We start from the raw sequence: 25,178 nt of genomic DNA, 5'->3' as shown, positions 1-25,178 counted from the left end.
CGCCCTCACCTCAGCAGTGCGTCGATGACCGGACGCCCGGCGCTGAGCCCCACCAGCGCGCCCAGCAGCATGAACGGCCCGAACGGGTAGCCCGCGCGGTCCACGCGACGCAGCAGCGACAGCACCCCGCCGAGCACGCCGCCGAGCAGGAAGCCGCCGTAGACGCCGACGACCAGCTCGGCCCACCCGGCGTAGCCGAGCACGAGGCCGAGCACCCCCGAGAGCCGCACGTCGCCGTAGCCCATGCCGCGCGGGTGGACCAGCCAGAGCAGGAGGTAAAGCCCGCCCGCGCCGGCCCACCCGACCAGCGCCCGCACGAGCGGAGTGGTGTCGAAGCCGCCGTCCAGCAGACCGCCCACGAGCCAGGTCGCGAGCACCAGCGCCACGGTGACGGAGTACGCCGGCGCGATGAGGCGGGTCGGGAGCAGCCGCGTGCGCCAGTCGATGACAGCCAGCGCGATGGCGACGGGCACGAGCACCAGCGCCACCACGAGCGGCCAGGTCACCCCGAGGCCCGCACCGAGCAGCGCCCCGGCGGCCCCGCCGGCGAGCGCGGCCCACGGCGCCAGGCCGGGGACCGCCGCGATCGCGGCGTACGGCTCCTTGGGATCCTGCCCCGGTTCCGCGCTCAGCTCGGGCTCGGGCTCGGGCACCGACGCGATGATCCGCGGCACCAGCCGGGAGCCTGCCCCGGCGACGGCCGCACCACCGACGACGGCCAGCAGGCTCACCGGGCGATCACCCGCTCACTCCCGGGTCACTCGTCCTGCACCTCGCGCTGGCCCGGCGCGCGGTCGACACGGCTCTCGAGCTGCTCGACCGCGGCGCGGCGCATCTCCTCGACGGGTACGTCGTCGCGCCCGGTCATGGCCCGCACCTGGTGCACGGCCTGCGCCATCAGCAGGTCGAGCCCGGTGGTGACGGGGCGGTCGCTGCGCTCCGCGGCGGCGGCCACCGGCGTCGGCCACGGGTCGTAGACGACCTCGAAGACGTGCGCGGCATCCATCGTCGAGGCGACCACGTCCGGCGTCTGTGCCGTGACCGGGATCGTGGAGACGACCAGGTCGGCCACCACCACGGTCGTCGGGAGGTCCTCGAAGGTGACGACGTCGAGCTGGACCGGTCGGTGGCTCGTCACCACGCGCACCGTCTCCGTCGCCCGCGCAGGGTCGCGCACGACGATCGTGGCGCGCTCGAGCCCGTGCTCGGCGAGGGCGAGCAGCATCGACGCGGCCGTGGCTCCGCCGCCGAGCACCAGTGCGGTGTCGACGTCGAGCCCCTCGGTGAGCTCGAGGGCGGCCGACACGTCGGTGTTGAGGCCGCGGCGGGTGCCGTCGGGCTCGAGCAGCAGCGTGTTGGCGGCGCCCGAGACCCGCACCCAGTCGTCGGCGCTGTCGAGCAGCGGCACGGCCTCGCGCTTGAGCGGCATGGTCAGTGACAACCCGCGCCACTCGGCGGGGTCGAGGCCGTCGAGGAAGTCGGCCAGCCCGCCCGCCTCGACGCGGTGCGCGTCGTACTCCCAGTCCAGCCCCCAGGCGTCGTACGCCGTGCGGTGGATGACCGGCGACAGCGAGTGGCCCACCGGGTCACCGAGGACAGCGCACTTCTTCACGTCACTCACCGGCTGCAGGTACCCCGCTGCGAGTGGTCAGCACCGGTCGGACTCGGTCGCGCAGTAGTTCTGGTACTCGTCCTTGAACTCCAGGAACTCCTGGTAGCTGTCGGTGAACTTCGTCTCGCCGGTCTTGAGGTCGACCGTGACGTAGAACAGCCAGTCCCCCGCCTCGGGGTTGAGCGCCGCCTGGATCGACTCGTCGCCCGGGGCCTCGATCGGCGTCGGGGGCAGGCCGGGCTCGGTGTAGGTGTTGTAGGGCGAGTCGCTGACCGACTGGATCTCGGCGGTCGTGAGCGCGGTCGAGCCGGACTTGCCGAGGGCGTAGTTGACCGAGGCGTCGATCTGCAGCAGCCCGTTGGTGATGCCGTTGCCGGGGTTCTCGAGCCGGTTGTAGATGACCCGCGAGATCTGGTTCTTGTACGACCCGCGGCCCTCGGCCTCGATGAGGCTGGCGATGGTCATGATCTCGCCGGGCGTGTAGCCGAGCTCGGCGGCCTTGGCCTCGAGACCGTTGTCGGTGGCCGCCTGCTGCCAGCGGGCGACCATCTGCTTGAGCATGTCGAGCGGCTGCGCGTCGGGGCCGAAGTCGTAGGTCGCCGGGAAGAGGTAGCCCTCCGGGTCGCCGTCGGCGTACGCCGGCAGGCCGAGGCCCGGGTCCTTGAGGGCGCTCTGGAACTCCGCCTTCGAGAAGTCGGTGTTCTTGGCGAGGAGCGCGACGATCTCGCGGACCTGCAGGCCCTCGGGGATCGTGACGGTGGTCTTGACGATGTTGCTCGGGTCGACGAGCACCGCGACCGCGTCGCTGGCCTTCATCTGCTCGCGCAGGCTGTAGGCGCCGGCCTGGATGTTGGCCGACTGCGGGTTGGCGTTGGCGGCGGCGATGAAGGCGTCGACCGAGGCGACGACGCCGGCCGCCTTGAGCCCGCGTCCGATCGCCGTGGCCGTGTCGCCCGTCTTGACCTCGTAGACGACCTCGCCCTCGCCGGGGCCGGAGTAGTCATCAGCGGAGGAGAACTGGTCCTTCACCTTCTCGATGCCGGTCGTGACGCCCCAGTAGCCCGCGCCACCGAGCACCGCGAGGATCACCAGCGCGATGAGGCAACCGGGACCGCGGCGCCGCCGCCGCTCGGCGCGGCGTCCGCCGGCCGGGGTCGTCGGACGGTCGTCACCCATCAGCCCGAGCTCGCTCATGCGGGACCACGCCCGGGTGTGCGCGCTGCGTCGGTCCTCATGCGGTCTCCTCGATGGTCTCGCCCGGCGCGGTGCCGCTGGTGCGTTCGGTGTCGAGCACGTGCTGCAGGATGACGACGGCCGCCGCCTGGTCGACCACCGCGCGCCTGCGGGCGCCCGAGCGGCCTCGGTCGCGCAGCATAGCCTCCGCGGTCACGGTGGTGAGCCGCTCGTCGGCGAGCCGCACCGGCACCGGGGCGACCGCGCGGGCGAGCCGGGCGGCCCACTCGCGCACCTTGGCGGCCGCCGGACCCTCCGACCCGGAGAGCGAGCGGGGCAGTCCGACGACCACCTCGACCACCCGGTCGGGGTCGCCGTCCTGCTCCTCGCGGAGCAGCTCGACGATGCGCGCCAGGTCGCCGCGACCGCGCTTGACCGTCTCGACGGGCGAGGCCAGGAAGCCCGAGGGGTCGCTGCGGGCCACCCCGATCCGGGCGTCGCCCGGGTCGAGGCCGAGTCGTACGCCGGCACGCACGGCGGCTAGGCCGTCCGGGCGACCTCGGTCGCCACGAGCGCGAGCGCCTCGTCGATGCGGGAGGCGTCGGTGCCGCCGCCCTGCGCGACGTCGGCCTTGCCGCCGCCCTTGCCGCCGACGAGCGGACCGACCGCGCATACGAGGTCGTTGGCGCTGACGCCGCGCTCGCGCGCCGCGTCGTTGACCGCGGCCACGACCGACACCTTGCCGTCGGCGTCGCCGATCACGACCGCGACGCCCGGGCGGCCCTGCGGGAGCCGGCCGCGCACGTCGAGAGCGAGGGTGCGCACGTCGCCGCCGGAGGCGCCCGGCGCGCGCGTGGCCACGACGGCCACCCCGCCCACGTCCTGAGCGCCGGCCGCGAGGGTGCCCGCCTGGGCGAGCAGCCCGGCGACGCGGACCTTCTCGAGCTCCTTCTCGGCCGCGCGCAGCTTGTCGACCATGTCGCCGACCCGGGCCACGAGGTCGTCGGGCTGGGTCTTGAGCAGCCCGGTCAGCTCGGCCACCACGTCGCGCTCGCGGGCGAGGTAGGCGAAGCCCTCGACGCCCGTGAACGCCTCGATGCGCCGGTTGCCCGAGCCGACCGACGACTCGCCGGTCACGACGACGGTGCCGATCTGGGAGGAGTGGTCGACGTGGGTGCCACCGCACAGCTCGCGCGACCAGGGGCCGCCGATCTCGACCACGCGCACCTTGGTGTTGTCGTAGGTCTCGCCGAACAGTGCGATCGCGCCGCGCTCGCGGGCCTCGGTGAGCGTCATGTAGTCCCAGGCCACGGGCAGGTCAGCGCGCAGCGCCTGGTTGGAGACCTGCTCGATGTCGCGGACCTGCGCCGGCGACAGCGCGGAGGTCCAGCCGAAGTCGAGACGGAGATAGCCGGGGCGGTTGTAGGAGCCGGACTGCAGGGCCGAGGGGCCGAGCACCTCGCGCAGCGCGGCGTGCACGACGTGGGTGCCGGAGTGGGCCTGGCGCGCGCCGGTGCGCCACTCCGGGTCGACCCGGGCGTGCAGCGTGTGGCGCGGCGCGAACTCGCCGTCGAGCGCGCGCACCTGGTGCACGACGAGGCCGCGCACCGGGCGCTGCACGTCGAGCACCTCGAGCCGCCCTCCGTCGTACTCGATGAAGCCGGCGTCGGCGGCCTGGCCGCCGGACTCGGCGTAGAACGGCGTGCGGTCGAGCACGACCTCGCCGACCTCGTCGACGCCGAGGGAGGTGACCGGCTGGCCGCCGGAGAGCAGCGCGAGCGCGCGCGACTCGGTCTCGAGGGTCTCGTAGGCGAGCCACTCGGTCGGGCCGTGCTCGTCGAGGACGGCCCGGTAGGCCGAGGTGTCGGCGTGGTGGCCCTTCTTGGCCCGGGCGTCGGCCTTGGCGCGGGTGCGCTGCTCGGCCATGAGCGCCCGGAAGCCGGTCTCGTCGACGCTGAGCCCGGCCTCGGAGGCCATCTCGAGGGTCAGGTCGATCGGGAAGCCGTAGGTGTCGTGCAGCGTGAAGGCGCGCTCCCCGGTGAGGGTCTTCTCGCCCGCGTCGCGGGCCGCGCCGACCGCGAGGTCGAAGATCTGGGTGCCGGCGGTGAGCGTCTTGCGGAAGACCTCCTCCTCGGCGTACGCCACCCGCGCGATGCGGTCCCAGTCCGAGACGAGCTCGGTGTAGGTCTCGCCCATCTTGTCGCGGCTGATCGGCAGCAGCTCGGGCAGACAGGGGTCCTCGTAGCCGAGCAGGCGCATCGAGCGGATCGCGCGCCGCAGCAGGCGGCGCAGGACGTAGCCGCGGCCCTCGTTGCCGGGGGTGACGCCGTCGCCGATGAGCATCATCGAGGAGCGCACGTGGTCGGCCACGACGCGGAACCGCACGTCGTCACCGCGGTCGGCGCCGTAGCGGCGGCCCGTCACCTCCTGGGCCTTCTCGATCACCGGGAACATCACGTCGATCTCGTACATGTTCTCGACGCCCTGCAGCAGGAACGCCACCCGCTCGAGCCCCATGCCGGTGTCGATGTTCTTGTGCGGCAGCGAGCCGGAGATGTCGAAGTCGTCCTTGGCGCGGACAGCGGAGAGCTCGTCCTGCATGAACACGAGGTTCCAGATCTCCAGCAGCCGGTCCTCGAGCGCGGTCGGCATGTCCGGGCCGAGCTGGGAGACCTCGAACTCCGGGCCGTACGCCGGCCCGCGGTCGTAGAGCAGCTCGGAGCACGGACCGCCGGGGCCCGGCACGCCCATCGACCAGTAGTTCTCCTTCTTCCCGAGGCGCAGGATCCGGTCCTCGGGCAGGCCGGTGACCTTCTTCCACAGCTCGAGCGCCTCGCGGTCGTCGACGTAGACGCTCGGGTAGAGACGGCCCTCGTCGAGACCCCAGCCGCCGTCGGCGACCGGCTTGGTGACCAGCTCCCAGGCGAGGGAGATGGCGCCCTCCTTGAAGTAGTCGCCGAAGGAGAAGTTGCCGCACATCTCGAAGAACGTGCCGTGACGCGTGGTCTTGCCGACGTCCTCGATGTCGGGGGTGCGGATGCACTTCTGGACGCTGGTGGCACGCGGGTAGGGAGGCGTCTCCTGGCCGAGGAAGTACGGCTTGAACGGCACCATGCCGGCGTTGACGAACAGCAGCGTCGGGTCGTCGAGCAGGAGCGAGGCGGACGGGACGGCGGTGTGCGCCCCCTGGGTCCGGTCGTCCTCGAAGTGCGCGATGAAGCGCCGCCTGATCTCGGCGGTGCTCAGCTGCTCGCTCATCGGCTGCTGCTCTCTTCCTGTGCGGGTGGGTCGGTGTGGGGTACGGCGGTGGCTGGCGCGGTGGGCGGCAGGGCCTGGGCCTGGCGGCCGGCGACGGCGATCCGCTCGCGCAGCTCGCTCTGCTTCTCGGCGTGGCCCTGGGCGACCTCGTCGCGGAACATCCGGGCGCCGACGGCGAGCCCGTTGAGCCGGTCGGTGAGCCCGTCGATCGTGAGCGCCTCGGCGGCGCGACGGCCGCGGACCACCGCGTAGATCCCGGCCCCGGCCCCGGCGACGAACCAGAGGCCGCGGCTCATGCCGCCGGCTCCTGCGCCGCGCGCTGCCGGGCCGCCCACTCGCGGCGGACCTCGCGCAGCTCGGTCCGGCGCTGCTTGCGCGAGCGCTTGACCTCCTGGCGCACGTGGAACCGGATCCGGTTGCGCGTCTCGGGGGCCAGCGCCCGGCGCAGGCCGTGGACGAGCGAAGCGGCCTGGACCGCGGTCTCGCGCGCGACGATGTCGGCGAAGACCGGCGCGCTGACGACGGGTGCCGAGACCGCGGGCTGGTCGACGTCGTCCTGCGGGTCGTCCTCCGGGCCGGCGTAGTCGGTGATGACGTACTCGGGCGCCTCCGTGCGCAACGTCGCGCCGGGGACGGGAGCGACGGCAGGACGGGCGGCCTGCTCGACCAGGCGGGTCTCGACTGAGGCGAGCCGCGCCTGCAGGCGCAGCACCAGGACGGCGAGCCCGGCCACGAGCGCGACGAGCACGCCCGCGACGACCACCAGGACCCAGACCATGGTCACCGACCCTACCCGCCTCGGATGAGGCGACGGACCCGCGCCCAGCGCTCCTTGGTGGCCTTCTCCGCGCCGAGCTCGGTCGGGCGGTAGTACTCCGCGTCGGCGACGACGTCGGGCAGGTACTGCTGGCGCGCGATGCCGTACGGCGCGTCGTGGCTGTAGACGTAGGTCGCCCCGTGGCCGAGGTCCTTGGCGCCGGAGTAGTGCGCGTCGCGCAGGTGCGCCGGCACCGGGCCGATCCGTCCTGCCTTCACGTCGGCGACCGCGGCCCCGATCGCGGTGGTGACGGCGTTGGACTTGGGGGCGACCGCCAGCGCGATGGTGGCGTGGGCGAGGTTGAGCTGGGCCTCCGGCATGCCGATCAGCTGCACGGCCTGCGCGGCGGCGACAGCGGTGGTGAGCGCCGTGGGGTCGGCGAGCCCGACGTCCTCGCTGGCCAGGATGACCAGGCGCCGGGCGATGAAGCGGGGGTCCTCCCCCGCGGTGATCATCCGGGCCAGGTAGTGCAGCGCGGCGTCGGCGTCGGAGCCCCGCACCGACTTGATGAAGGCGCTCGTGACGTCGTAGTGCTGGTCGCCCTGGCGGTCGTAGCGCACCGCCGCCTGGTCGACCGCCGTCTCGGCGGTCTCGAGGTCGACGGTGGTGCTGCCCCGAGCCGCGGCCGCACCGGCGGCGGCCTCGAGGTAGGTCAGCGAGCGCCGCGCGTCACCACCGGCCAGGCGCACGAGGTGGTCGAGGGCCTGGTCGTCGACCTCGTAGGCGCCGCCCAGTCCGCGCTCGTCGGCCACCGCCTGTCGCAGGACCGCCCGCACGTCGTCGTCGGTGAGCGACTCCAGGCGCAGCAGCAGGCTGCGCGAGAGCAGCGGCGAGATCACCGAGAAGAACGGGTTCTCCGTGGTGGCGGCGACGAGGGTCACCCACCGGTTCTCGACGCCGGGCAGCAGAGCGTCCTGCTGGGCCTTGGAGAAGCGGTGCACCTCGTCGACGAACAGCACGGTCTCGTGCCCGGTCGACACCAGCTCGCGGCGCGCGGAGTCGATGGCGGCGCGCACCTCCTTGACCCCCGCCGAGACCGCGGAGACCTCGACGAAGCGCCGGTCGGTCTGCTGGCTGAGGATGGAGGCGATGGTGGTCTTGCCCGTGCCGGGAGGCCCCCACAGCAGCAGCGACATCGACTGGTCACCCTCGACCAGCTGGCGCAGCGGCGAGCCCGGCGCCCGCAGCTGCTCCTGGCCGACCAGCTCCTCGAGCGTGCGCGGGCGCATGCGTACGGCGAGCGGCGCCGCCGCGTGACGGGCCGAGCTCAGCGAGCCCGCCCCACCGCCACCGGACGACCGGGCCCCAGGCGCGTCGAAGAGCCCCTCGGTCTCCTCGTCGGCGCTCACGCGGCCCAGTCTGCCGCGCTGGTCCGTGACCCGACCCGAGGGTGGTGCGTCACGCCCCCGTCATGCTCTGGCGGTCGATGTCGTACCAACGGTCGGCGTAGCCGGGGCTCGTGTTGAGCTCGGAGGATGCGCTCGCCCGAGGGTCGGCGTTGCCATCGGCGTCGAGGCCGAGCAGGCCGGTGGTGGCCGGCTTGGTCGGGTGGTTGCCGATGGTGCCCGGGAAGTGGCAGGCCACCTTGTGCTTCGGGCCGATCTGCAGCAGCGGCGGCTCGACCTTGGCGCAGATGTCCTGCGCGATCGGGCAGCGGGTGCGGAAGCGGCAGCCCGAGGGCGGATTGATCGGGCTGGGCACGTCACCCTCGAGGCGGATGCGCTCGCGACGACCACCGATCGCGGCCTGCTTCACGTCGGGCACGGCGGAGAGCAGTGCCTGCGTGTAAGGGTGCATCGAGCGCTGGTAGATGCTGTCGCGGTCGCCGATCTCGACGACCTTGCCGAGGTACATCACCGCGACCTCGGGGCAGAAGTGCCGCACGATCGCGAGGTCGTGGGCGATGAAGAGGAACGCCACGCCGAACTCGGACTGGATGCTCTGCAGCAGGTTGACCACCTGCGCCTGGATCGAGACGTCGAGCGCGGAGACGGGCTCGTCGGCGACCAGGAGCTTGGGGTTGAGCGTGAGCGCGCGGGCGATGCCGATGCGCTGGCGCTGGCCGCCGGAGAACTCGTTGGGGAAGCGGTTGTAGTGCTCGGGGTTGAGACCCACGATCTCGAGCAGCTCGCGGACCCGGTCGAGCACCTTGTTCTCGGGCACGATCTTGTGGATGCGCAGCGGCGCTCCGATGATCGAGCCGACCGTGTGCCTCGGGTTGAGCGAGGTGTAGGGGTCCTGGAAGATCATCTGGATCTCGCGGCGCAGCGGCTTGAGCTCGCGCTCCTTCAGCGTCGCGATGTCGCGGCCCTGGAAGTTGATCGAGCCGCCCGTGGGGTTGAGCAGCCGGGTGATCAGCTTCCCGGTGGTCGACTTGCCGCAGCCCGACTCGCCCACCAGGCCGAGCGAGGCGCCCTCGGCGACCTCGAAGGAGACACCGTCGACGGCCTGGACGTGACCGACCGTGCGGTGGATGACACCGCTCGACTTGACCGGGAACCACATCCGCAGGTCCTCGACGCTCAGCAGCGTCTTGGCGTCGGCGGGCGCCTCGCTGGCGCCGTGTCCCTGGACGTGACCTGGGGACCCGTCGGTCGCGACCGCCGTGGCGGCGTGCTGCGCGGGTGCTGCCTCAGGCTCGGTGGACGTGGTGGCCTCCGGGTCGACGTGGCGGCCAGGCTGCTGCTCGGCGGACATCAGGCCCGTCCTCCCTGCTCGGTGGTGCCGGTGGTGCCGTGGACTCCGGGGGCGCCCGTCTGCTCGGGCGCGGCGATCTCGTCGACGAGGTCGGGCGCGATCTCCGGGAGCACCTCCTGCAGGTAGATGTCCTCGGGGTCGGCGAGGTGGCACCGCTTGAGGTGGTGCGGGTCGCGCCCACCCGGCACGAGCTCGGGCGTCGTGGTGACGCACAGGTCGCCCGGCACCTTGTCGCGGTGCGCGCAGCGCGGGTGGAAGTGGCAGCCGCTCGGCGGGTTCAGCAGACTGGGCGGGTTGCCGGGGATCGGGATGAGCTTGGCGCTGGTGTCGCCGGTGACCTCGGGAACGCTCGAGAGCAGACCCCAGGTGTACGGCATCTCGGGGTGGGTCAGGATCTCGGAGGTCTTGCCGTACTCCACCGCACGGCCGCCGTACATCACCAGGGTGTCGTCGGTCATCTCGGCGACCACGCCCAGGTCGTGGGTGATGATGATGACCGCCGAGTTGAACTCGCGCTGCAGGTCCTGCAGCAGGTCGAGGATCTGCGCCTGCACCGTCACGTCGAGCGCGGTGGTCGGCTCGTCGGCGATCAGCATCGACGGGTCGTTGACCAGGCCCATGGCGATCATCGCGCGCTGGCGCATGCCGCCGGAGAACTGGTGCGGGTAGTCGTCGACGCGGCGGTCCGGCTGAGGGATGCCGACGCGGTCGAGCAGCTCGATCGCCCGGCGCCGGGCCACGGACTTCTTGACGTCCTGGTGGACGCGGTAGGCCTCGATGATCTGCGCGCCCACGGTGTAGTAGGGGTGTAGGGCCGAGAGCGGGTCCTGGAAGATCATCGCGACGTCGCGACCGCGCAGCGCGCGCATCTCCTTCTCCGACAGCGTCAGCACGTCGGTGCCGTCGAGGAGGATCTGGCCCGACAGCTGGGCGCTGCTGCCGTGGAACAGGCCCATGATCGCCGAGCTCGACACCGACTTGCCGGAGCCGGACTCGCCGACGATGCCGAGGGTCTTGCCGCGCTCGACGGTGTAGCTCAGGCCGTCGACGGCCTTGACGACGCCGTCACTGGTCGGGAAGTGGACCTTGAGGTCCTTGACGACCAGCAGCGGGTCGCCCGCGCTCTGCGAGCGGGTCCCGTCGTGGACCTGGGTGGGAGAAGACGACACGTTCCAACCTATCCGGGAGGTGACTGCGCGGGGTCTCGGCCGAGCCGGGGACCCCGCCGTACGCGGGGCGCGGCCTGGTCAGCCGAGGCGCACCCGCGGGTCGATGACGGCGTACAGCAGGTCGACGATGATGTTGGCGACGATGACGATCGTCGCGACCAGCAGCACGATGCCCACGATGAGGGGCAGGTCGAAGCGCTGGATCGCGGTCACCGACAGCTTGCCGACGCCGTTGAAGTTGAAGACCTGCTCGGTGATGATCGCGCCGCCCAGCAGACCGGCGAGGTCGAGCCCCGAGAGGGTGACGAGCGGCGTGAGCACGGCCCGCAGGGTGTGCTTGCCGATCACGGTGCGCTGGTTGAGCCCCTTCGCGCGAGCGGTGCGGATGTAGTCCTCGCTCATCGTCTCGAGCACGAAGGCGCGCGTGATGCGGATGTAGCCGGCCATGTAGACCACCGCGAGGGTGATCGCCGGCAGGATCATGCCCGTCGCCCACAGCCAGGGGTTCTCGGTCAGCGGGGTGTAGGCCGGCAGCTTGATCAGGCCCCACCTGATCGAGACGAACTTCAGCAGCAGCAGGCCGATGAAGAACGTCGGGAAGGCGAAGGCGACCAGCGACAGACCGACGATCGCGCGGTCGAGCAGCCTGCCCTTGAACAACGCGGCCGTGATGCCGAGGGCCACCCCGCCGACCATCCACAGGACGAACGCGGCGATGGCGAGGGAGAACGAGACCGGGAGCTTGTCCTGGATCAGCGACCGCACCGGTGCGCTGTAGCCGGTCGAGAAGCCCAGGCAGGGTGCGGGGCACTCCTGCACGAGCTGGGGCGCGGCCTTGCGCAGCTCGGGGTCGTCGGGGAAGGTCCGGCCGACGGCGACGCCCTTGGCGAACTTGCCCCACTGGACGTAGGTCGGCTCGTCGTAGCCCAGCGACTTCTTGGTCGTCTCGAGCTGGGCGGCGGTGCACTTGGGCCCGCACGCGTAGCGCTCGGGCGTCGTGGAGCTCGCGTAGAACAGGTAGAACGTCACCACGCTCATGACCACCAGCAGCAGGATGCCGGTGATGACGCGACGGATGGTGTAGGCGAACACGGAGCTCCTCGGATCTGTGGATCGAGTGGGTGGTGCCGGTCGTGGCCGTGCGGTCCCGCCGGGTGGGCGGGACCGCACGGGTCCGACGGTCGTGCCGATGTGGTGCTGGGTCGTGCTGGGCGCTGCTGGGTCGTGCTGCCCGGGGCACCGGCCGCGGCGGGGTCTCCCCCCGTCGCGGCCGGGCCGTCAGGTCACTGCTTGAGCGAGATGACGCCCAGGTCCGGGTAGCCGGAGGTGGAGGTCGAGTTCACGTAGTTCTCCACGTTGGAACCGTGGAGGTAGTAGAACTTCGTGTTGTCCAGCGCGATGTAGGCGACGTCGTCCGAGAGCTGCTGGTTGACGTCGGCCCACATGCCGTTGGCCGTGTCGATGTCCGGCTCGACCAGCGCCGCGTCGATGGCGGAGTTGACCTCGTCGGACTTGTAGTTGCCGTAGTCCTGGCCGTTGGAGTTCTTGGTCAGGTTGATGCGGCTGTCGAACAGCGGCGGGATCACCGTGGAGATCGACGGCCAGTCGGCACCCCAGCCACCCCAGATCAGGTCGCTGTCGCTACCCGGCTTCTGGATGGTGTCGTAGTAGGGGCCCGAGGGGTCGAGACCGTCGAGCGTGGTCTCGAAGCCGGCCTCGTCGTAGGAGGCCTTCAGGGCGGCGAACGCCTTGTCGGAGGCCTCCGAGCCGATCGGGTAGGTGAGCTTGATCGGGTAGGGCAGCGTCTCGCCGGACTCCTCGAGCGCCTGCTTGGCGCCCTCGGTGTCGGGGTTGCCGTCCTCGGAGTAGAGGCTGTCGGCCTCGTAGCCGGGGACGTTCGGGTTGACGATCGACTGCGCCGGGACCGATGCCTTGTCGCCACCGAGCGCACCGGAGTACGCCGCACGGTTGGTCGCCAGGCGCAGGGCCTCGCGGACCTTCACGTTGGTGATCCGGTTGAAGTTCGGCAGCAGGTAGTTGGTGAACGGCGAGACGATGTTGGTCGCCCGCGCCTCCACGTCACCGGTGATCTGCGGGTACTGCGCCGGCGTGATGTTGCGGGTCGAGATCGCGTTGGCGTCGTCACCCGAGTCGGCGATGAGGCGGTCGATCACGGTCTCGGCCTCGATGCCGATCTGGAAGACGATCGAGTCGGGGTTGGCCTGGCGGATGGTGTCCTCCGTGCCGTCCCACTGGTCGTTGCGGACGAACGTGCCGCCGGTGTCCTCGTTCCACTCGCCGTCGAGCTTGTAGGGCCCGTTCGAGAAGATCTGCAGGTCCGACTTGTCGCCCTGGTCCTGGTCCTGGCGGTAGGGGTCGAAGGCACGCAGCGAGGCGATGGCCAGGTTGAAGTCCGGCCACGGCTTGTTGAACCGGTAGGTGATGGTGTTGCCGTCGCAGGTCACGGCCTGGTCGTACAGGTCCTGGCCCTCGCCGGTGTAGGGACCCTTGTAGGCGGGGCTGCCGTCGGAGTCCTTGGGGATGTCGAGGTAGCCGAGGATGTAGTTCGGGCCGCCGGTGATGACGTCGGTCGCGAACGTGCGCGACATGCCGTACTTGAAGTCCTCACACGTGATCGGCTGGCCGTCCTGCCACTTCGGGCCGTCCTTCAGCGTGAACTGCCACTGGCTGGCGTCCTCGTTGGGGGTGCCGGTGTCGGTGGCGAGGTCGGGGACCGGGGTGGCGCCCTCCTCCTCGGTGGTCGCGCCCGCGGGGAAGGTCACCCACGAGCGGTAGACCGTGCGACCGAGGTTGGAGATGTCGCGACCGACGTAGACGCGCTGCGGGTCGAGGTGCTCGGTGACGGCCTGCTCGAGCGAGTAGAGCGTACCGCCCTTGGTCGCCTCGGTGCGCTCGGGCTGAGCGCCCTCGGAGGGGCCGGAGTTGGACTCGCTGTCGCTTCCACCGCCGCCGCAGCCGGCGAGGCCGACGGCGACCACCATGGACGCGGCTGCTGCTACCAGCCGCTTCCTGTTGGTTCCCATCAATGTTCTCCTTCGGAGGGGATGTGTCGCCGCGCGTGCGGCGGTTCTTTCCAGTGGAAAGTCTGTGGACCCCGGGCGGCGCTGGGTCAGCGCGCGGCTCGCGGGTCGAGGGCGTCGCGGGCTCCGTCGCCCAGCAGGTTGAACGAGATGACGATGGCCGCGATGACGGCCGCCGGCACGAAGAAGAAGACGAAGTCGGTGTAGGCGTACGGCAGGGCGCCGTTGAGCACGTTGCCGAGCGTCGGCGTGGGGTTCTTGATGCCGACGTTGAGGAACGACAGCGCGGCCTCGGCCGAGACGTAGGTCGGCATGAGGAGCGTGAAGTAGACCAGCAGCGGGGCCCACAGGTTGGGCAGGATCTCCTTGAAGTAGATCCGCGACCGCGAGGCGCCCATGAGGATCGCGGCGTCGACGAACTCGCGCTCGCGGATCGAGAGCACCTGGCCGCGGATCAGACGGGCGACCGGCGGCCACCCGAAGGCGGCCAGCACGATCACGACGTAGAAGCCGTTGACGAAGGCGCCGTTGGGCCCGTTGGGCACCCCGACGTCGCGCATCCGGTCGACGACGACACCCGAGAGCGCCAGGAGCATCAGCGTGCTCGGGAAGGACAGGACCAGGTCGATGATCCGCCCGATGGCGCTGTCGACGAGGCCGCCGCTGAAGCCGGCGATGATGCCGAGGACCGTGCCGATGATGACGGTGATGATCGCGGCCGACAGGGCGATGGACAGCGAGATGGTCGCGCCCAGCCAGAGCCGGGAGAGGACGTCGCGACCGATGCCGGGCTCCACGCCGAGCGGGTGGCTCCAGCTGATGCCGCCGCCCCAGCCGATGGGCAGCCCGCCGGTGGAGTAGTCGATGAGGGTGTAGTCGGGGGTCTGCGGGTCGAGCACGCCGAGCTTGATGAGGATCGGCGCGCTGATCGCGACGATCACGAACAGCGCCGTGACGTAGAACGAGATCATCGACAGCTTGTCGGCGCGGAACCGCGCCCAGGCCAGCCGCAGTGGGGAGCGCCCCTCGACGTCGACCTTGCCGTCGCTCTCGCCCTGAGGCTCCACGTCGACGAAGTCGTCGTCTCCGTGGGACTCGAGGTTGGAGGTCGTCAGCGACACCTGGTCTCCTTTGCGCAGCCCGAACCACTCGTGAAGGGACAGGCACTGGTTGCCCTGCCGACGACGCACTCTATGTGACCCAGCACGCGTCGTAGATCGCGAGCCGGTAACGATCTGATCTCGGGCGGATGGCGTCACGGCGTCCTGTCAACGACTTTTCCAGCGTCATTGGCGGCCCGTCCGACCGGTGCTCGCCGCAGGACGTCCGGTCGAAGAGGGGGCCTCGCCGCAGGACTTCCTCCGCGGTCGGGGCCGACGCCGGCCGACGACGAGCACGACGAGGTCACGGTCCGACGGCGACGGCCCGCCCGGCGGAGCCGGACGGGCCGTGGTGCCGCGGACGGGTGCCGCGAATGGTGCTCAGGCCTGCGGAGCGGGCGCGGCCGGCTTGGCGTCGACGCCGGCCTCCTTGCGCTGCTGCGAGGTGATCGGCGCGGGCGCCGCGGTCAGCGGGTCGTAGCCGCCGCCGGACTTCGGGAAGGCGATCACCTCGCGGATCGAGTCGACACCCGCGAGCAGGGCGACGATCCGGTCCATGCCGACCGCGATGCCGCCGTGCGGGGGCGCACCGAAGGTGAAGGCGTCCAGCAGGAAGCCGAACTTCTCCTGCGCCTCCTCCGCACCGATCCCCATGACGTCGAAGACCCGGCGCTGGATGTCGTCGCGGTGGATACGGATCGAGCCGCCACCGAGCTCGTTGCCGTTGCACACGATGTCGTAGGCGTAGGCGAGCGCGCTGCCCGGGTCGGTGTCGAAGGAGTCGAGGAACTCCGCCTTGGGGCTGGTGAAGGCGTGGTGGACCGCGGTCCACGCCCCGGCCCCTACCGCGACGTCGCCGCTGGCGACGGCATCGGAGCTCGGCTCGAAGAGCGGTGCGTCGACGACCCAGGTGAAGGCGAACTGCGAGTCGTCGAGCATCCCGCCGCGCCGGCCGATCTCGAGACGGGCGGCCCCCAGCAGGGCCCGGCTGGACTTGGCGGGCCCGGCGGCGAAGAAGATGCAGTCTCCTGGCTGCGCACCGACGTGCGCGGCGAGTCCCGCCTTCTCCTCGTCGGTGATGTTCTTGGCGACCGGCCCGCCGAGCTCGCCGTCGTCGGAGACCGTGACGTAGGCGAGGCCCTTGGCGCCGCGCTGCTTCGCCCACTCCTGCCACGCGTCGAACTGGCGCCGCGGCTGGCTGCCGCCGCCCGGCATGACCACGGCGCCGACGTACGCCGCCTGGAAGACGCGGAACGGCGTGTCCGCGAAGTAGTCGGTGCAGTCGACGAGCTCGAGGCCCATGCGCAGGTCCGGCTTGTCGGAGCCGTACTTCGCCATCGCGTCGGCGTACGTCATCCGCGGGATGGGGCGCGGGATCGTGTGGCCGGCCTGCGCCCACATCGCCTCGAGCACGTCCTCCATCAGCTCGATGACGTCGTCCTGCTCGACGAAGCTCATCTCGATGTCGAGCTGGGTGAACTCCGGCTGGCGGTCGGCTCGGAAGTCCTCGTCGCGGTAGCAGCGCGCGATCTGGAAGTAGCGCTCCATGCCGGCGACCATCAGCAGCTGCTTGAACAGCTGCGGGCTCTGGGGCAAGGCGTACCAGCTGCCCGGGCGCAGCCGCGCCGGCACCAGGAAGTCGCGCGCGCCCTCGGGCGTCGAGCGGGTCAGCGTCGGCGTCTCGACCTCGACGAAGTCGTGGCGGTCCAGGACGTCGCGGGCCGCCTTGTTGATCTTGCTGCGCAGCCGCAGGGCGGAGCTGGGGCCGGAGCGGCGCAGGTCGAGGTAGCGGTACTTCAGCCGGGCCTCCTCCCCCACCTCGCCGGCCGAGGAGCCCGCGTCGTCGATCGGGAACGGCAGCGGCGCGGCGGTGGAGAGGACGACCAGGCCACCCTCCGGTGAGATCACCTCGATCTCACCGGTGGGCAGGGCCGGGTTGGTGTTGCCCTCGGGGCGCACGGCGACCTCGCCGGTCACCTGCACGCAGAACTCGTTGCGCAGCTGGTGGGCGACCGACTCGTCGCGCACGACGACCTGCACGACGCCCGAGGCCTCGCGCAGGTCGATGAAGGTGACGCCGCCGTGGTCGCGGCGGCGCGCGACCCAGCCGGCCAGCGTGACCGTCTCGCCGGCGTGCTCGGCTCGCAGGCTGCCTGCGTCGTGGGTGCGGATCACTTCTCTGTCTCCTCTGCTGGCGTCCAGCTGTGGGGGTCGGCGGCGGACTGGTCGCCGCTGCGGATGTCCTTGACCTGGTGGTCGGTCCCCCCGTCGGTCCCGTCGGACCCGTCGGTCGCGGGGAACCACACGTAGGGGATGTCGCGGCGCTCGGCGTAGCGAATCTGCTTGCCGAACTTCTGCGGGCTGGCGGCCACCTCGGTGGCGATGCCCCGGCTGCGCAGGGCGCGGGCGACGGCGTCACTGGCCGGGCGGCTCTCCTCGTCGGCGAGGGCGACGAGTACCAGGCTCGGCACCTTGCGGCCCGGGGCCAGCGCCCCGTCGGCCAGCAGGGGCACGACGGTGCGCGAGACGCCGAAGCTCACACCCACCCCGGGGTACGTCGTGCGGCCGTCGCTCGCGAGGGCGTCGTAGCGCCCGCCACCCCCGATCGACTTCAGCCGTTCGTAGCCGTCGAGGAAGATCTCGAGCACGGTGCCGGTGTAGTAGTCGAGCCCGCGGGCGATGCGCAGGTTGGCCTCGACACGCACCCGCTCCCCCGCGACGCCGGCGCACCCGTCGACGACCGCGACGAGCTCGTCGAGCCCGGTGGCGAGCAGCTCGTCCTCGACGCCGAGCCCCTCGACGTACTCACGCAGGTAGACGGTGTCGCTGGTGCGGAGCCGGGCCATCTCGACGCAGCGCCAGGCCTGCTCCTCGCTGGCCCCGGCCTCGCTCACCAGCAGCGCGACGACAGCGCCGGGCTCCTGCTTGTCGAGCTTGTCGATCTGGCGGATCGCGGCGGTGACGTCGGGGATGCCGAGGCCGCGGTAGAAACCCTGGATCAGCTTGCGGTTGTTGACCTGGATCGAGAGTCCCGGCAGCGGCAGCTCGGCGAGGGCCTCGGCCATGACCCGCACGACCTCGACGTCGTGGTGGAAGCCGAGGGTGTCGCGCCCGACGATGTCGATGTCGGCCTGCGTGAACTGGCGGTAGCGCCCTTCCTGCGGCCGCTCACCGCGCCAGGCGGGCTGGATCTGGAAGCGACGGAAGGGGAACTCGAGCTTGCCGGCGTGCTCGAGGACGTAGCGCGCGAAGGGCACCGTGAGGTCGAAGTGGAGGGCGAGGCCGGAGTCGCCGGCGGAGTCCTCGGCCTGCAGGCGGCGCAGGACGTAGATCTCCTTGTCGATCTCCCCGCCCTTGGAGAGCCGCTCGAGCGGCTCGACCGCGCGGGTCTCGATGTTGGCGAACCCGTGGAGCTCGAAGGTGCGCGACAGGCTCGCGATCACGGCGCGCTCGACGACCCGGTGCTCGGGCAGCAGCTCGGGGAACCCGCTCAGGGGCGTGGGCTTGTCAGACATGCGTGTGGAGGCGTCCTCAGCTGTGGGTGGGGAGGTCCTGCAGGTAGGGGTTGGTCGCCCGCTCGCGACCGATGGTGGTCTGCTCCCCGTGCCCGGGCAGGACCACGATGTCGTCGTCGGCCAGCGGCAGCACCTTGGTGGCCAGCGTGCGCAGCATCGTCGGGTGGTCGCCGCCCGGCAGGTCGGTGCGCCCGATCGAGCCCGCGAAGAGCAGGTCGCCCGCGAACATCACCTCGGAGACCTCCGCCAGGTCGGCGTACGGCGTGCGGAAGGTGACGGAGCCGGCGGTGTGGCCCGGGGTGTGGTCGACGTGGAAGCTGATGCCGGCGAGCTCGAGGCTCTGGTCGTCGTCGAGCTCGCGCACGTCGTCGGGCTCGGCCCAGCTGTGGTCGCCGCCCAGGAGCATCCGCGCCGAGTCCGGGGACATCCCGGCGAGCGGGTCGTTGAGCAGGTGGCGGTCGGCCGGGTGGATCCAGGCCGTGGCGTCGTAGCCGCCGGCCACCGGGGCCACGCAGAACATGTGGTCGACATGGCCGTGAGTGACGAGCACGCTGACCGGCTTGAGACGGTGCTCCTCCACCACGCGACGGACCGCGTCGGTGGAGTCCATGCCCGGGTCGATGACCACGCACTCCGCGCCGGGTGCGGTCGCCACGACGTAGCAGTTGGTCTGCCACGGACCGGCGGGGAAGGCGGCGATCAGCACCGACCCACCGTATCGGTGCGGCGATCACGAGCACGCATCGGTTTCACCGGGGCCCTCGGCCCCTGTAGGTGACGCCGACTACTATCCGGCAGTGATGAGCGAGGGTGCTGTGCCTGATCACGAGTCGGGCCGAGAGTCAGGTCCGGAGACGGACCCCCAGTCCGTGACGCCGAGCGGTGCGGACGAGGTCGAGGCGGCCGCTGCGGGCGACGGCGCACCCGAGTCGGCGGCTGGTGAAGCGCGTGACGCAGCGCCCTCCGGGGTGTCCTCCGGGGTGTCCTCCGAGGCGCCCACTCCGACACCGAGCGCCGTACCCCGCCCCGGGCCGCGCCCGGGACCGCGTCCGCAGGCCCCCGCCGCGCCGGCCGCTCCCACGCCCCCGGCGGGCACCCCCGGTGCCCCCGACGGTCCGACCGAGCACGAGTGGGGCCGGGTCGACGACGAGGGCAACGTCTTCGTGCGCACCGCCGACGGTGAGCGGCCCGTCGGGCAGTACCCCGCCGGCACGCCCGCCGAGGCCCTGCACTTCTTCACCGAGCGCTTCGCCGCGCTCGCCTTCGAGGTCGAGCTGCTCGAGCAGCGGATCCGCTCCGGCGTGATGTCTCCGGAAGAGGCGCAGGAGTCGATCAAGAAAGTCACCGCCCAGGTCACCGACGCCAACGCCGTGGGAGACCTCGCCTCGTTGAGCGCGCGCCTCGACGCCCTGCGACCGGTCCTCGACGGCCAGCGCGAGTCGCGTCGCGCCGAGAAGGCCCAGCGCTCGGCCGCCGCCAAGGCCGGCAAGGAGAAGCTGGTCGCCGAGGCCGAGAAGCTCGCCGAGGGCACCGACTGGCGAGGCGGCGCCAACCGACTGCGGGCCCTGCTCGACGAGTGGAAGGCGCTCCCCCGCATCGACCGCGCGAGCGACGACGCCCTGTGGCGCCGGTTCTCGAGCGCGCGCACGACGTACACCCGCCGGCGCAAGGCGCACTTCGCCGAGCAGAACGAGCAGCGCGAGGGCGCTCGTGCCGTCAAGGAGCGGCTCGTCAAGGAGGCCGAGGCCGTCGCCGACTCCACCGAGTGGGGTCCGACCGCCGGCCGCTACCGCGACCTGATGCGTCAGTGGAAGGCCGCCGGCCCCGCCCCCAAGGACATCGACGACGAGTTGTGGCGGCGCTTCCGCGCCGCGCAGGACCGGTTCTTCGGTGCCCGCGACGCCGCCAACGCCGCGCTCGACGCGGAGTTCGCCGGCAACGCCGAGGTCAAGGAGCAGCTCCTGGTCGAGGCCGAGGCGCTCGTGCCCGTCACCGACCTCGACGCCGCCAAGCGCGCCTTCCGCGACCTCGCCGAGCGCTGGGACGCCGCCGGCAAGGTCCCGCGCGACCGGATGAAGGAGCTCGAGGGCCGCATGCGCGCCGTCGAGAACGCCATCCGCTCCGTCGAGGACGAGCAGTGGCGGCGCTCCGACCCGGAGAAGTCGGCCCGCGCCGACGACATGGTCACCAAGCTCGAGGCCGCCATCGCGACGGTCGAGGCCGACCTGGAGAAGGCCCGCGCCACCGGCAATGAGAAGAAGGTCCGCGAGCTGGAGGAGAACCTCGCCTCCCGCCAGTCCTTCCTCGACATGGCCCGCCGCGTCAGCGCCGACTACTCCGGCTAGAGGGCACGCCGACCCGGCGCAAACTGCTGCTGAGCGCACGCCGACCCGGCGCAAACTGCCACTGGGCGCACGCCGACCCGGCGCAAATTGTTGCTGGACGTACGCCGACCCGGCGCAAACTGCTGCTGAGCGCACGCCGACCCGGCGCAAACTGCTGCTGAGCGCACGCCGACCCGGCGCAATGTGCGAAGCGCACAGGTCGTCCTGACGGTTCTCCACAGCTCACTCAGTGGCCGGTGTGACCGCCTGCCGCGAGGGCCACGCTGCCGAGCATGGATCTTGACGACATGGTGGCGACCTCGCGACTGGGGCCGCCGTTCCCGCTCCCTGCCGACGAGCCGTTCACCCGCCGCGAGGCACTTCGATCCGGCGTCACTCGCTGGGACCTCGACAGGCTTCTGACGGAGGGCCTGCTCCGCCGTCCGATCCACGGCGTGTACGCGGCCACGCTTCTCGGCGACTCACTCGCGCTCCGGGCAGCGTGTCTGAAGCTGGTGGCGCCTGAAGACGCTGTGATCGTGGACCGCCACGCTGGGTGGCTCCACGGGGCAGAGATGGTGTTGCGGCCGCAGGAGCACCTGCAGCTCCAGCCGGTGTCGATGTACCTCCCCACACCCGGACGCCGACTGCGCTGCGCCCTCGCCGACAGCGGAGAGCGGACCTTCGGCAGGGGCGACGTCATCGAGGTCGCAGGACTGCAGGTCACGAGCCCGCTGCGCACCAGCTGGGATCTCGGACGGACCCGCTGGCTCGATGACGCCGTCAGCGCGCTCGACACCATGCTCCGTCTCCGGCAGTTCAGTGCTGACGAGCTGATCGTCGGGGTCGAGCGGTTCAAGGGGATGCGGTGGGTGACGACCCTGCGGACCGCGGCGACCCTGGCGGACGCGCGAGCGGAGTCGCCGGGCGAGAGCGTCCTGCGTCTACGCGGACTGGAAGCGCGACTGCGTCTGGTCCCCCAGCTGGAGGTGTGGTCGGGCGACAGGTTCATCGCCAGACTCGACCTCGCCGACGAGACGCTCAAGCTCGGCATCGAGTACGACGGGGAGGAGTGGCACTCCTCCGACCAGCAACGGGCAGCTGACGAAGAACGCCGCTCGGCGCTGCGGGACCTCGGGTGGACGATCCTCGTCTTCACCCGCCACGAGGTCTACGGCCAAGCGAGGACCGTCGACCTCGAGATCGCCGCGACCGCCCGTGCACTGCGTCGACAACGAGGTGCGGAAGTCGTCTCGGATCTCTCGAGACGCTGATCCTCCGCCCAACGGCGAGGCAGCCTGACCAGCACTCTGCGCCGGCTCGGCGTACATCCAGCAGCACTCTGCGCCGGCTCGGCGTACATCCAGCAGCACTCTGCGCCGGCTCGGCGTACATCCAGCAGCACTCTGCGCCGGCTCGGCGTACATCCAGCAGCACTCTGCGCCGGCTCGGCGTGCGGTCAGGCGGTGACGCGGTAGGCGTCGAAGACGCCGGGGACGGAGCGGACGGCGCGCAGGACGTTGTCGAGGTGCTTGGCCTCGGCCATCTCGAAGGTGAAGCGGCTCTTGGCGACGCGGTTGCGGGTGGTCGAGAGGTTGGCGCTGAGGATGTTGACGTGGGCGTCCGACAGCACCATGGTGATGTCGGCCAGCAGCCGGGCGCGGTCGAGGGCCTCGACCTGGATGTTGACCAGGAACGTCGACTGGCCGGTCGGGGCCCACTCGACCTCGAGGAGCTTCTCGGGCTGGGTGCGCAGCTCGGCGGCGTTGGTGCAGTCGGTGCGGTGCACCGAGACTCCCCCGCCCTTGGTGACGAAGCCGAGGATCTGGTCGGGCGGCACGGGGGTGCAGCACTTGGCGAGCTTGACCCACACGTCGGGCGCGCCCTTGACGATGACGCCGGCGTCGCCGCCGCTGGTCGCCTTGGAGCGGGCCCGCCGACCCGTGATGGTGACGGCCTCGGCGAGGTCCTCGTTGGCGCCCTGCTCGCCCCCGTGCAGGTCGACGACGCGGCGTACGACGGCCTGGGCCGAGACGTTGCCCTCGCCGACGGCGGCGTAGAGCGCGGAGACGTCGGCGTAGCTGAAGTGCCCGGCCGCCTCGGTGAGCGACTCGTGCGACATCAGCCGCTTGAGGGGCAGCCCCTCCTTGCGCATCAGCTTGGCGATCTGCTCCTTGCCCTGCTCGATCGCCTCCTCGCGCCGCTCCTTGGTGAACCACTGGCGGATCTTGGACTTGGCGCGCGGTGAGCGGACGAAGCCGAGCCAGTCGCGCGAGGGCGCGGCGTTCTGAGCCTTGGAGGTGAAGACCTCGACGACGTCGCCGTTCTCGAGGGTCGACTCGAGCGGCACGAGGCGACCGTTGACCCGCGCGCCGATGGTGTGGTGACCGACCTCGGTGTGCACGGCGTAGGCGAAGTCGACCGGGGTGGAGCCGGCGGGCAGGGCGATGACGTCGCCGCGCGGGGTGAAGACGTAGGTCTCGGCACGGTTGATCTCGAAGCGCAGCGACTCGAGGAACTCTCCCGGGTCCTCGACCTCGCTCTGCCAGTCGAGGAGCTGGCGCACCCAGGACATGTCGTCCATGTCACCGAGGCGCTCGGTGTCGAGGCCGGCGCGGCCGTCCTCCTTGTACTTCCAGTGGGCCGCGACGCCGTACTCCGCACGGCGGTGCATCGCGAAGGTGCGGATCTGCATCTCGACCGGCTTGCCCTGCGGGCCGATCACGGTGGTGTGCAGCGACTGGTACATGTTGAACTTCGGCATCGCGACGTAGTCCTTGAACCGCCCGAGGACGGGGTTCCACCGCGAGTGGAGGACGCCGAGGACCGAGTAGCAGTCGCGGTCGTCGGCGACGAGGATGCGGATGCCGACGAGGTCGTAGATGTCGGAGAACTCCCGGCCCCCGACGATCATCTTCTGGTAGATCGAGTAGTAGTGCTTGGGCCGGCCGGTGACCGTGGCCTTGATCTTGGCCTCGCGCAGGTCCTTCTCGACGTTGCTGATGACCTCGGCGAGGAAGGAGTCGCGCGAGGGCGCGCGCTCGGCGACCATCCGGACGATCTCGTCGTAGATCTTGGGGTGCAGCGTCGCGAACGCGAGGTCCTCGAGCTCCCACTTGATGGTGTTCATGCCCAGCCGGTGGGCCAGCGGGGCGTAGATGTCGAGCGTCTCGCGCGCGACCCGCTCCTGGGTCTCCTGGCGCACGTAGCGCAGCGTGCGCATGTTGTGCAGCCGGTCGGCGAGCTTGATGACGAGCACCCGGATGTCGCGCGACATCGCGACGATCATCTTGCGGATGGTCTCGGCCTGCGCGGAGTCGCCGTACTTGACCTTGTCGAGCTTGGTCACGCCGTCGACCAGCCGCGCGACCTCGGCGCCGAAGTCGGCCTCGACCTGGGCCAGGGTGTACGGCGTGTCCTCGACGGTGTCGTGGAGGAGAGCGGCCACCAGCGTCGACTCGGTCATGCCGATGTCGGCGAGGATCGTGGTCACCGCGAGCGGGTGGGTGATGTAGGGGTCACCCGACTTGCGCATCTGCGTGCCGTGGAGCTCGGCCGCCGTGGTGTAGGCCCGCTCGAGCAGGGCCAGGTCGGCCTTCGGGTGGTTGGCTCGTACGGCGCGGAACAGCGGCTCGAGCTGGGGGTTGCCGGGCGCGGCCGTGCGGGTCGCCACCCGCGCCAGCCGGGCACGCATCGAGCGCGTCGTCGCGGGGGTCGTGCCCTCGCCGCGCTCCTCGGCGCGCATGGCGTTGCGCCGCGAGCGGGGCGTGCGCTCCGGGGCCGGCGCCGCAGGCGTGGTCGCCTGCGGGGCGCGGGGTTCGGTGCGCTCCTCGGTCATTCGCCCAGCCTACGCGGCAGCACCGACGTCCGCGCCGCGCACAGCGCTCAGATCGTCAGCAGCGAGGTGAGGGGCACGTCGCCGACCGCGTCGCGCCCGGGCAGGAAGCTGAGCTCCATCAGCACCGCCACCCCGACCACGGTGCCGCCGCAGCGCTCGACGAGCTCGCGGGTCGCCGCGACCGTTCCGCCGGTGGCGAGCACGTCGTCGACGAGCAGCACCCGGTCGCCGGGCTGCACGGCGTCGCGGTGCAGCTCGAGCGTGGCCTCGCCGTACTCCAGCGAGTACGACACCGCGTGGGTCTCGCGGGGCAGCTTGCCGGCCTTGCGCACGGGCACGAAGCCGGCCCCCAGCGCCAGGGCGACCGGGGCAGCGAGGATGAACCCGCGCGCCTCCATGCCCACGACCTTGTCGACCACCGTCGCACCGTCCGTCCCGCGGCCGGCGCCGGCCAGGCCCTCGACGACCGCGGTGAAGCCGTCGTGGTCGGCGAGCAGCGGCGTGATGTCCTTGAAGACCACCCCGGCCTGCGGGTAGTCGGGGACGTCGACGATGAGCCGCTCGAGCGCCGACTGCGCGGCGGACCGGACGGAGGACTGCGTCGAGGACTGCGCGGAGGAGACCGTCACGGGTG

The 25,178-nt window shown here is 71.5% G+C and carries 20 protein-coding genes; 2 read left to right on the top strand and 18 right to left on the bottom strand.

What is annotated here, in order from left to right:
* Nucleotides 1–5: 5 nt before the first annotated feature.
* The 16 genes from GRQ65_RS14190 to GRQ65_RS14115 all read right to left on the bottom strand — a co-directional run bounded on the left by GRQ65_RS14190 (nt 6) and on the right by GRQ65_RS14115 (nt 19,088).
* The gene (locus GRQ65_RS14190) at nt 6–731 is read right to left on the bottom strand and encodes a prepilin peptidase (protein WP_160878622.1); all 726 of its coding nucleotides are present in this window, start codon (nt 729–731) and stop codon (nt 6–8) included.
* 26 nt (nt 732–757) lie between these two features.
* Complete coding sequence (locus GRQ65_RS14185; protein ID WP_337191731.1) at nt 758–1,621, bottom strand: shikimate dehydrogenase; 864 nt, start codon at nt 1,619–1,621, stop codon at nt 758–760.
* Nucleotides 1,622–1,648: 27 nt separating this feature from the next.
* Nucleotides 1,649–2,806 (bottom strand): endolytic transglycosylase MltG, encoded by a 1,158-nt coding sequence (mltG, locus tag GRQ65_RS14180; RefSeq protein ID WP_160878621.1) that lies wholly within the window; start codon nt 2,804–2,806, stop codon nt 1,649–1,651.
* A 37-nt stretch (nt 2,807–2,843) separates the two neighbouring features.
* The gene (gene ruvX / locus GRQ65_RS14175; protein ID WP_160878620.1) at nt 2,844–3,320 is read right to left on the bottom strand and encodes a Holliday junction resolvase RuvX; all 477 of its coding nucleotides are present in this window, start codon (nt 3,318–3,320) and stop codon (nt 2,844–2,846) included.
* A gap of 5 nt (nt 3,321–3,325) precedes the next feature.
* Nucleotides 3,326–6,043 carry an alanine--tRNA ligase gene (gene alaS, locus GRQ65_RS14170; protein WP_237448264.1) on the bottom strand — a complete coding sequence of 906 codons (2,718 nt, stop codon included), beginning with the start codon at nt 6,041–6,043 and terminating at the stop codon, nt 3,326–3,328.
* Entirely contained in the window at nt 6,040–6,339 is a 300-nt protein-coding gene (locus GRQ65_RS14165; RefSeq protein WP_202388099.1) for a DUF6167 family protein, read from the bottom strand. The genes alaS and GRQ65_RS14165 overlap by 4 nt, the downstream gene beginning before the upstream one ends.
* Nucleotides 6,336–6,821, bottom strand: a complete 486-nt coding sequence (locus tag GRQ65_RS14160; protein WP_160878619.1) for a hypothetical protein — start codon at nt 6,819–6,821, stop codon at nt 6,336–6,338. Before GRQ65_RS14160 ends, GRQ65_RS14165 begins: the two co-directional genes overlap by 4 nt.
* An 11-nt stretch (nt 6,822–6,832) precedes the next feature.
* Nucleotides 6,833–8,209, bottom strand: coding sequence for an AAA family ATPase (locus GRQ65_RS14155; RefSeq protein ID WP_160878618.1), 1,377 nt, complete (start codon nt 8,207–8,209; stop codon nt 6,833–6,835).
* Between the two features lie 49 nt (nt 8,210–8,258).
* The gene (locus GRQ65_RS14150) at nt 8,259–9,557 is read right to left on the bottom strand and encodes an ABC transporter ATP-binding protein (RefSeq protein ID WP_160878617.1); all 1,299 of its coding nucleotides are present in this window, start codon (nt 9,555–9,557) and stop codon (nt 8,259–8,261) included.
* Nucleotides 9,557–10,666 carry an ABC transporter ATP-binding protein gene (locus GRQ65_RS14145; protein WP_202388129.1) on the bottom strand — a complete coding sequence of 370 codons (1,110 nt, stop codon included), beginning with the start codon at nt 10,664–10,666 and terminating at the stop codon, nt 9,557–9,559. Before GRQ65_RS14145 ends, GRQ65_RS14150 begins: the two co-directional genes overlap by 1 nt.
* 138 nt (nt 10,667–10,804) lie before the next feature.
* Nucleotides 10,805–11,818 (bottom strand): ABC transporter permease subunit, encoded by a 1,014-nt coding sequence (locus GRQ65_RS24070; protein WP_160878615.1) that lies wholly within the window; start codon nt 11,816–11,818, stop codon nt 10,805–10,807.
* A gap of 191 nt (nt 11,819–12,009) precedes the next feature.
* The gene (locus GRQ65_RS14135) at nt 12,010–13,770 is read right to left on the bottom strand and encodes an ABC transporter substrate-binding protein (protein WP_160878614.1); all 1,761 of its coding nucleotides are present in this window, start codon (nt 13,768–13,770) and stop codon (nt 12,010–12,012) included.
* 86 nt (nt 13,771–13,856) lie between these two features.
* The gene (locus tag GRQ65_RS14130) at nt 13,857–14,888 is read right to left on the bottom strand and encodes an ABC transporter permease (protein ID WP_337191729.1); all 1,032 of its coding nucleotides are present in this window, start codon (nt 14,886–14,888) and stop codon (nt 13,857–13,859) included.
* Nucleotides 14,889–15,248: 360 nt separating this feature from the next.
* Nucleotides 15,249–17,042, bottom strand: coding sequence for an aspartate--tRNA ligase (gene aspS / locus GRQ65_RS14125; protein WP_160878613.1), 1,794 nt, complete (start codon nt 17,040–17,042; stop codon nt 15,249–15,251).
* Nucleotides 17,039–18,382, bottom strand: a complete 1,344-nt coding sequence (gene hisS / locus GRQ65_RS14120) for a histidine--tRNA ligase (protein ID WP_160878612.1) — start codon at nt 18,380–18,382, stop codon at nt 17,039–17,041. Before hisS ends, aspS begins: the two co-directional genes overlap by 4 nt.
* Before the next feature lie 16 nt (nt 18,383–18,398).
* Nucleotides 18,399–19,088 (bottom strand): MBL fold metallo-hydrolase, encoded by a 690-nt coding sequence (locus GRQ65_RS14115; RefSeq protein WP_160878611.1) that lies wholly within the window; start codon nt 19,086–19,088, stop codon nt 18,399–18,401.
* A gap of 457 nt (nt 19,089–19,545) precedes the next feature.
* Here GRQ65_RS14115 and GRQ65_RS14110 point away from each other — a divergent pair, with 457 nt between their 5' ends.
* Entirely contained in the window at nt 19,546–20,727 is a 1,182-nt protein-coding gene (locus GRQ65_RS14110) for a DUF349 domain-containing protein (RefSeq protein ID WP_337191746.1), read from the top strand.
* A gap of 272 nt (nt 20,728–20,999) precedes the next feature.
* On the top strand, nt 21,000–21,980 hold the full coding sequence (locus tag GRQ65_RS14105; RefSeq protein WP_160878609.1) for a type IV toxin-antitoxin system AbiEi family antitoxin domain-containing protein: 981 nt from the start codon (nt 21,000–21,002) through the stop codon (nt 21,978–21,980).
* A 185-nt stretch (nt 21,981–22,165) separates the two neighbouring features.
* On the opposite strand, the gene GRQ65_RS14100 is transcribed toward GRQ65_RS14105, so the two are convergent.
* Together GRQ65_RS14100 and GRQ65_RS14095 are read right to left on the bottom strand one after the other, a co-directional pair.
* A complete protein-coding gene (locus GRQ65_RS14100; protein ID WP_160878704.1) occupies nt 22,166–24,400 on the bottom strand; it encodes a RelA/SpoT family protein in 2,235 nt (744 codons plus the stop codon).
* A 191-nt stretch (nt 24,401–24,591) separates the two neighbouring features.
* Entirely contained in the window at nt 24,592–25,173 is a 582-nt protein-coding gene (locus GRQ65_RS14095) for an adenine phosphoribosyltransferase (RefSeq protein ID WP_160878608.1), read from the bottom strand.
* Nucleotides 25,174–25,178: the final 5 nt, after the last annotated feature.

This window comes from Nocardioides flavescens (genome assembly GCF_009823805.1).
GTDB lineage: Bacteria > Actinomycetota > Actinomycetes > Propionibacteriales > Nocardioidaceae > Nocardioides > Nocardioides flavescens.
The sequence above is the reverse complement of the archived record's forward strand: the minus strand, read 5'-3'. Positions and strand labels throughout refer to the sequence as shown.

Coding starts and splice junctions, on each gene's coding strand:
- mltG (WP_160878621.1), bottom strand. CDS start 2,806: ATGAGCGAGCTCGGGCTGATGGGTGACGACCGTCCGACGACCCCGGCC.
- alaS (WP_237448264.1), bottom strand. CDS start 6,043: ATGAGCGAGCAGCTGAGCACCGCCGAGATCAGGCGGCGCTTCATCGCG.
- GRQ65_RS14165 (WP_202388099.1), bottom strand. CDS start 6,339: ATGAGCCGCGGCCTCTGGTTCGTCGCCGGGGCCGGGGCCGGGATCTAC.
- GRQ65_RS14160 (WP_160878619.1), bottom strand. CDS start 6,821: ATGGTCTGGGTCCTGGTGGTCGTCGCGGGCGTGCTCGTCGCGCTCGTG.
- GRQ65_RS14150 (WP_160878617.1), bottom strand. CDS start 9,557: ATGTCCGCCGAGCAGCAGCCTGGCCGCCACGTCGACCCGGAGGCCACC.
- GRQ65_RS14135 (WP_160878614.1), bottom strand. CDS start 13,770: ATGGGAACCAACAGGAAGCGGCTGGTAGCAGCAGCCGCGTCCATGGTG.
- hisS (WP_160878612.1), bottom strand. CDS start 18,382: ATGTCTGACAAGCCCACGCCCCTGAGCGGGTTCCCCGAGCTGCTGCCC.
- GRQ65_RS14105 (WP_160878609.1), top strand. CDS start 21,000: ATGGATCTTGACGACATGGTGGCGACCTCGCGACTGGGGCCGCCGTTC.
- GRQ65_RS14100 (WP_160878704.1), bottom strand. CDS start 24,400: ATGCGTGCCCGGCTGGCGCGGGTGGCGACCCGCACGGCCGCGCCCGGC.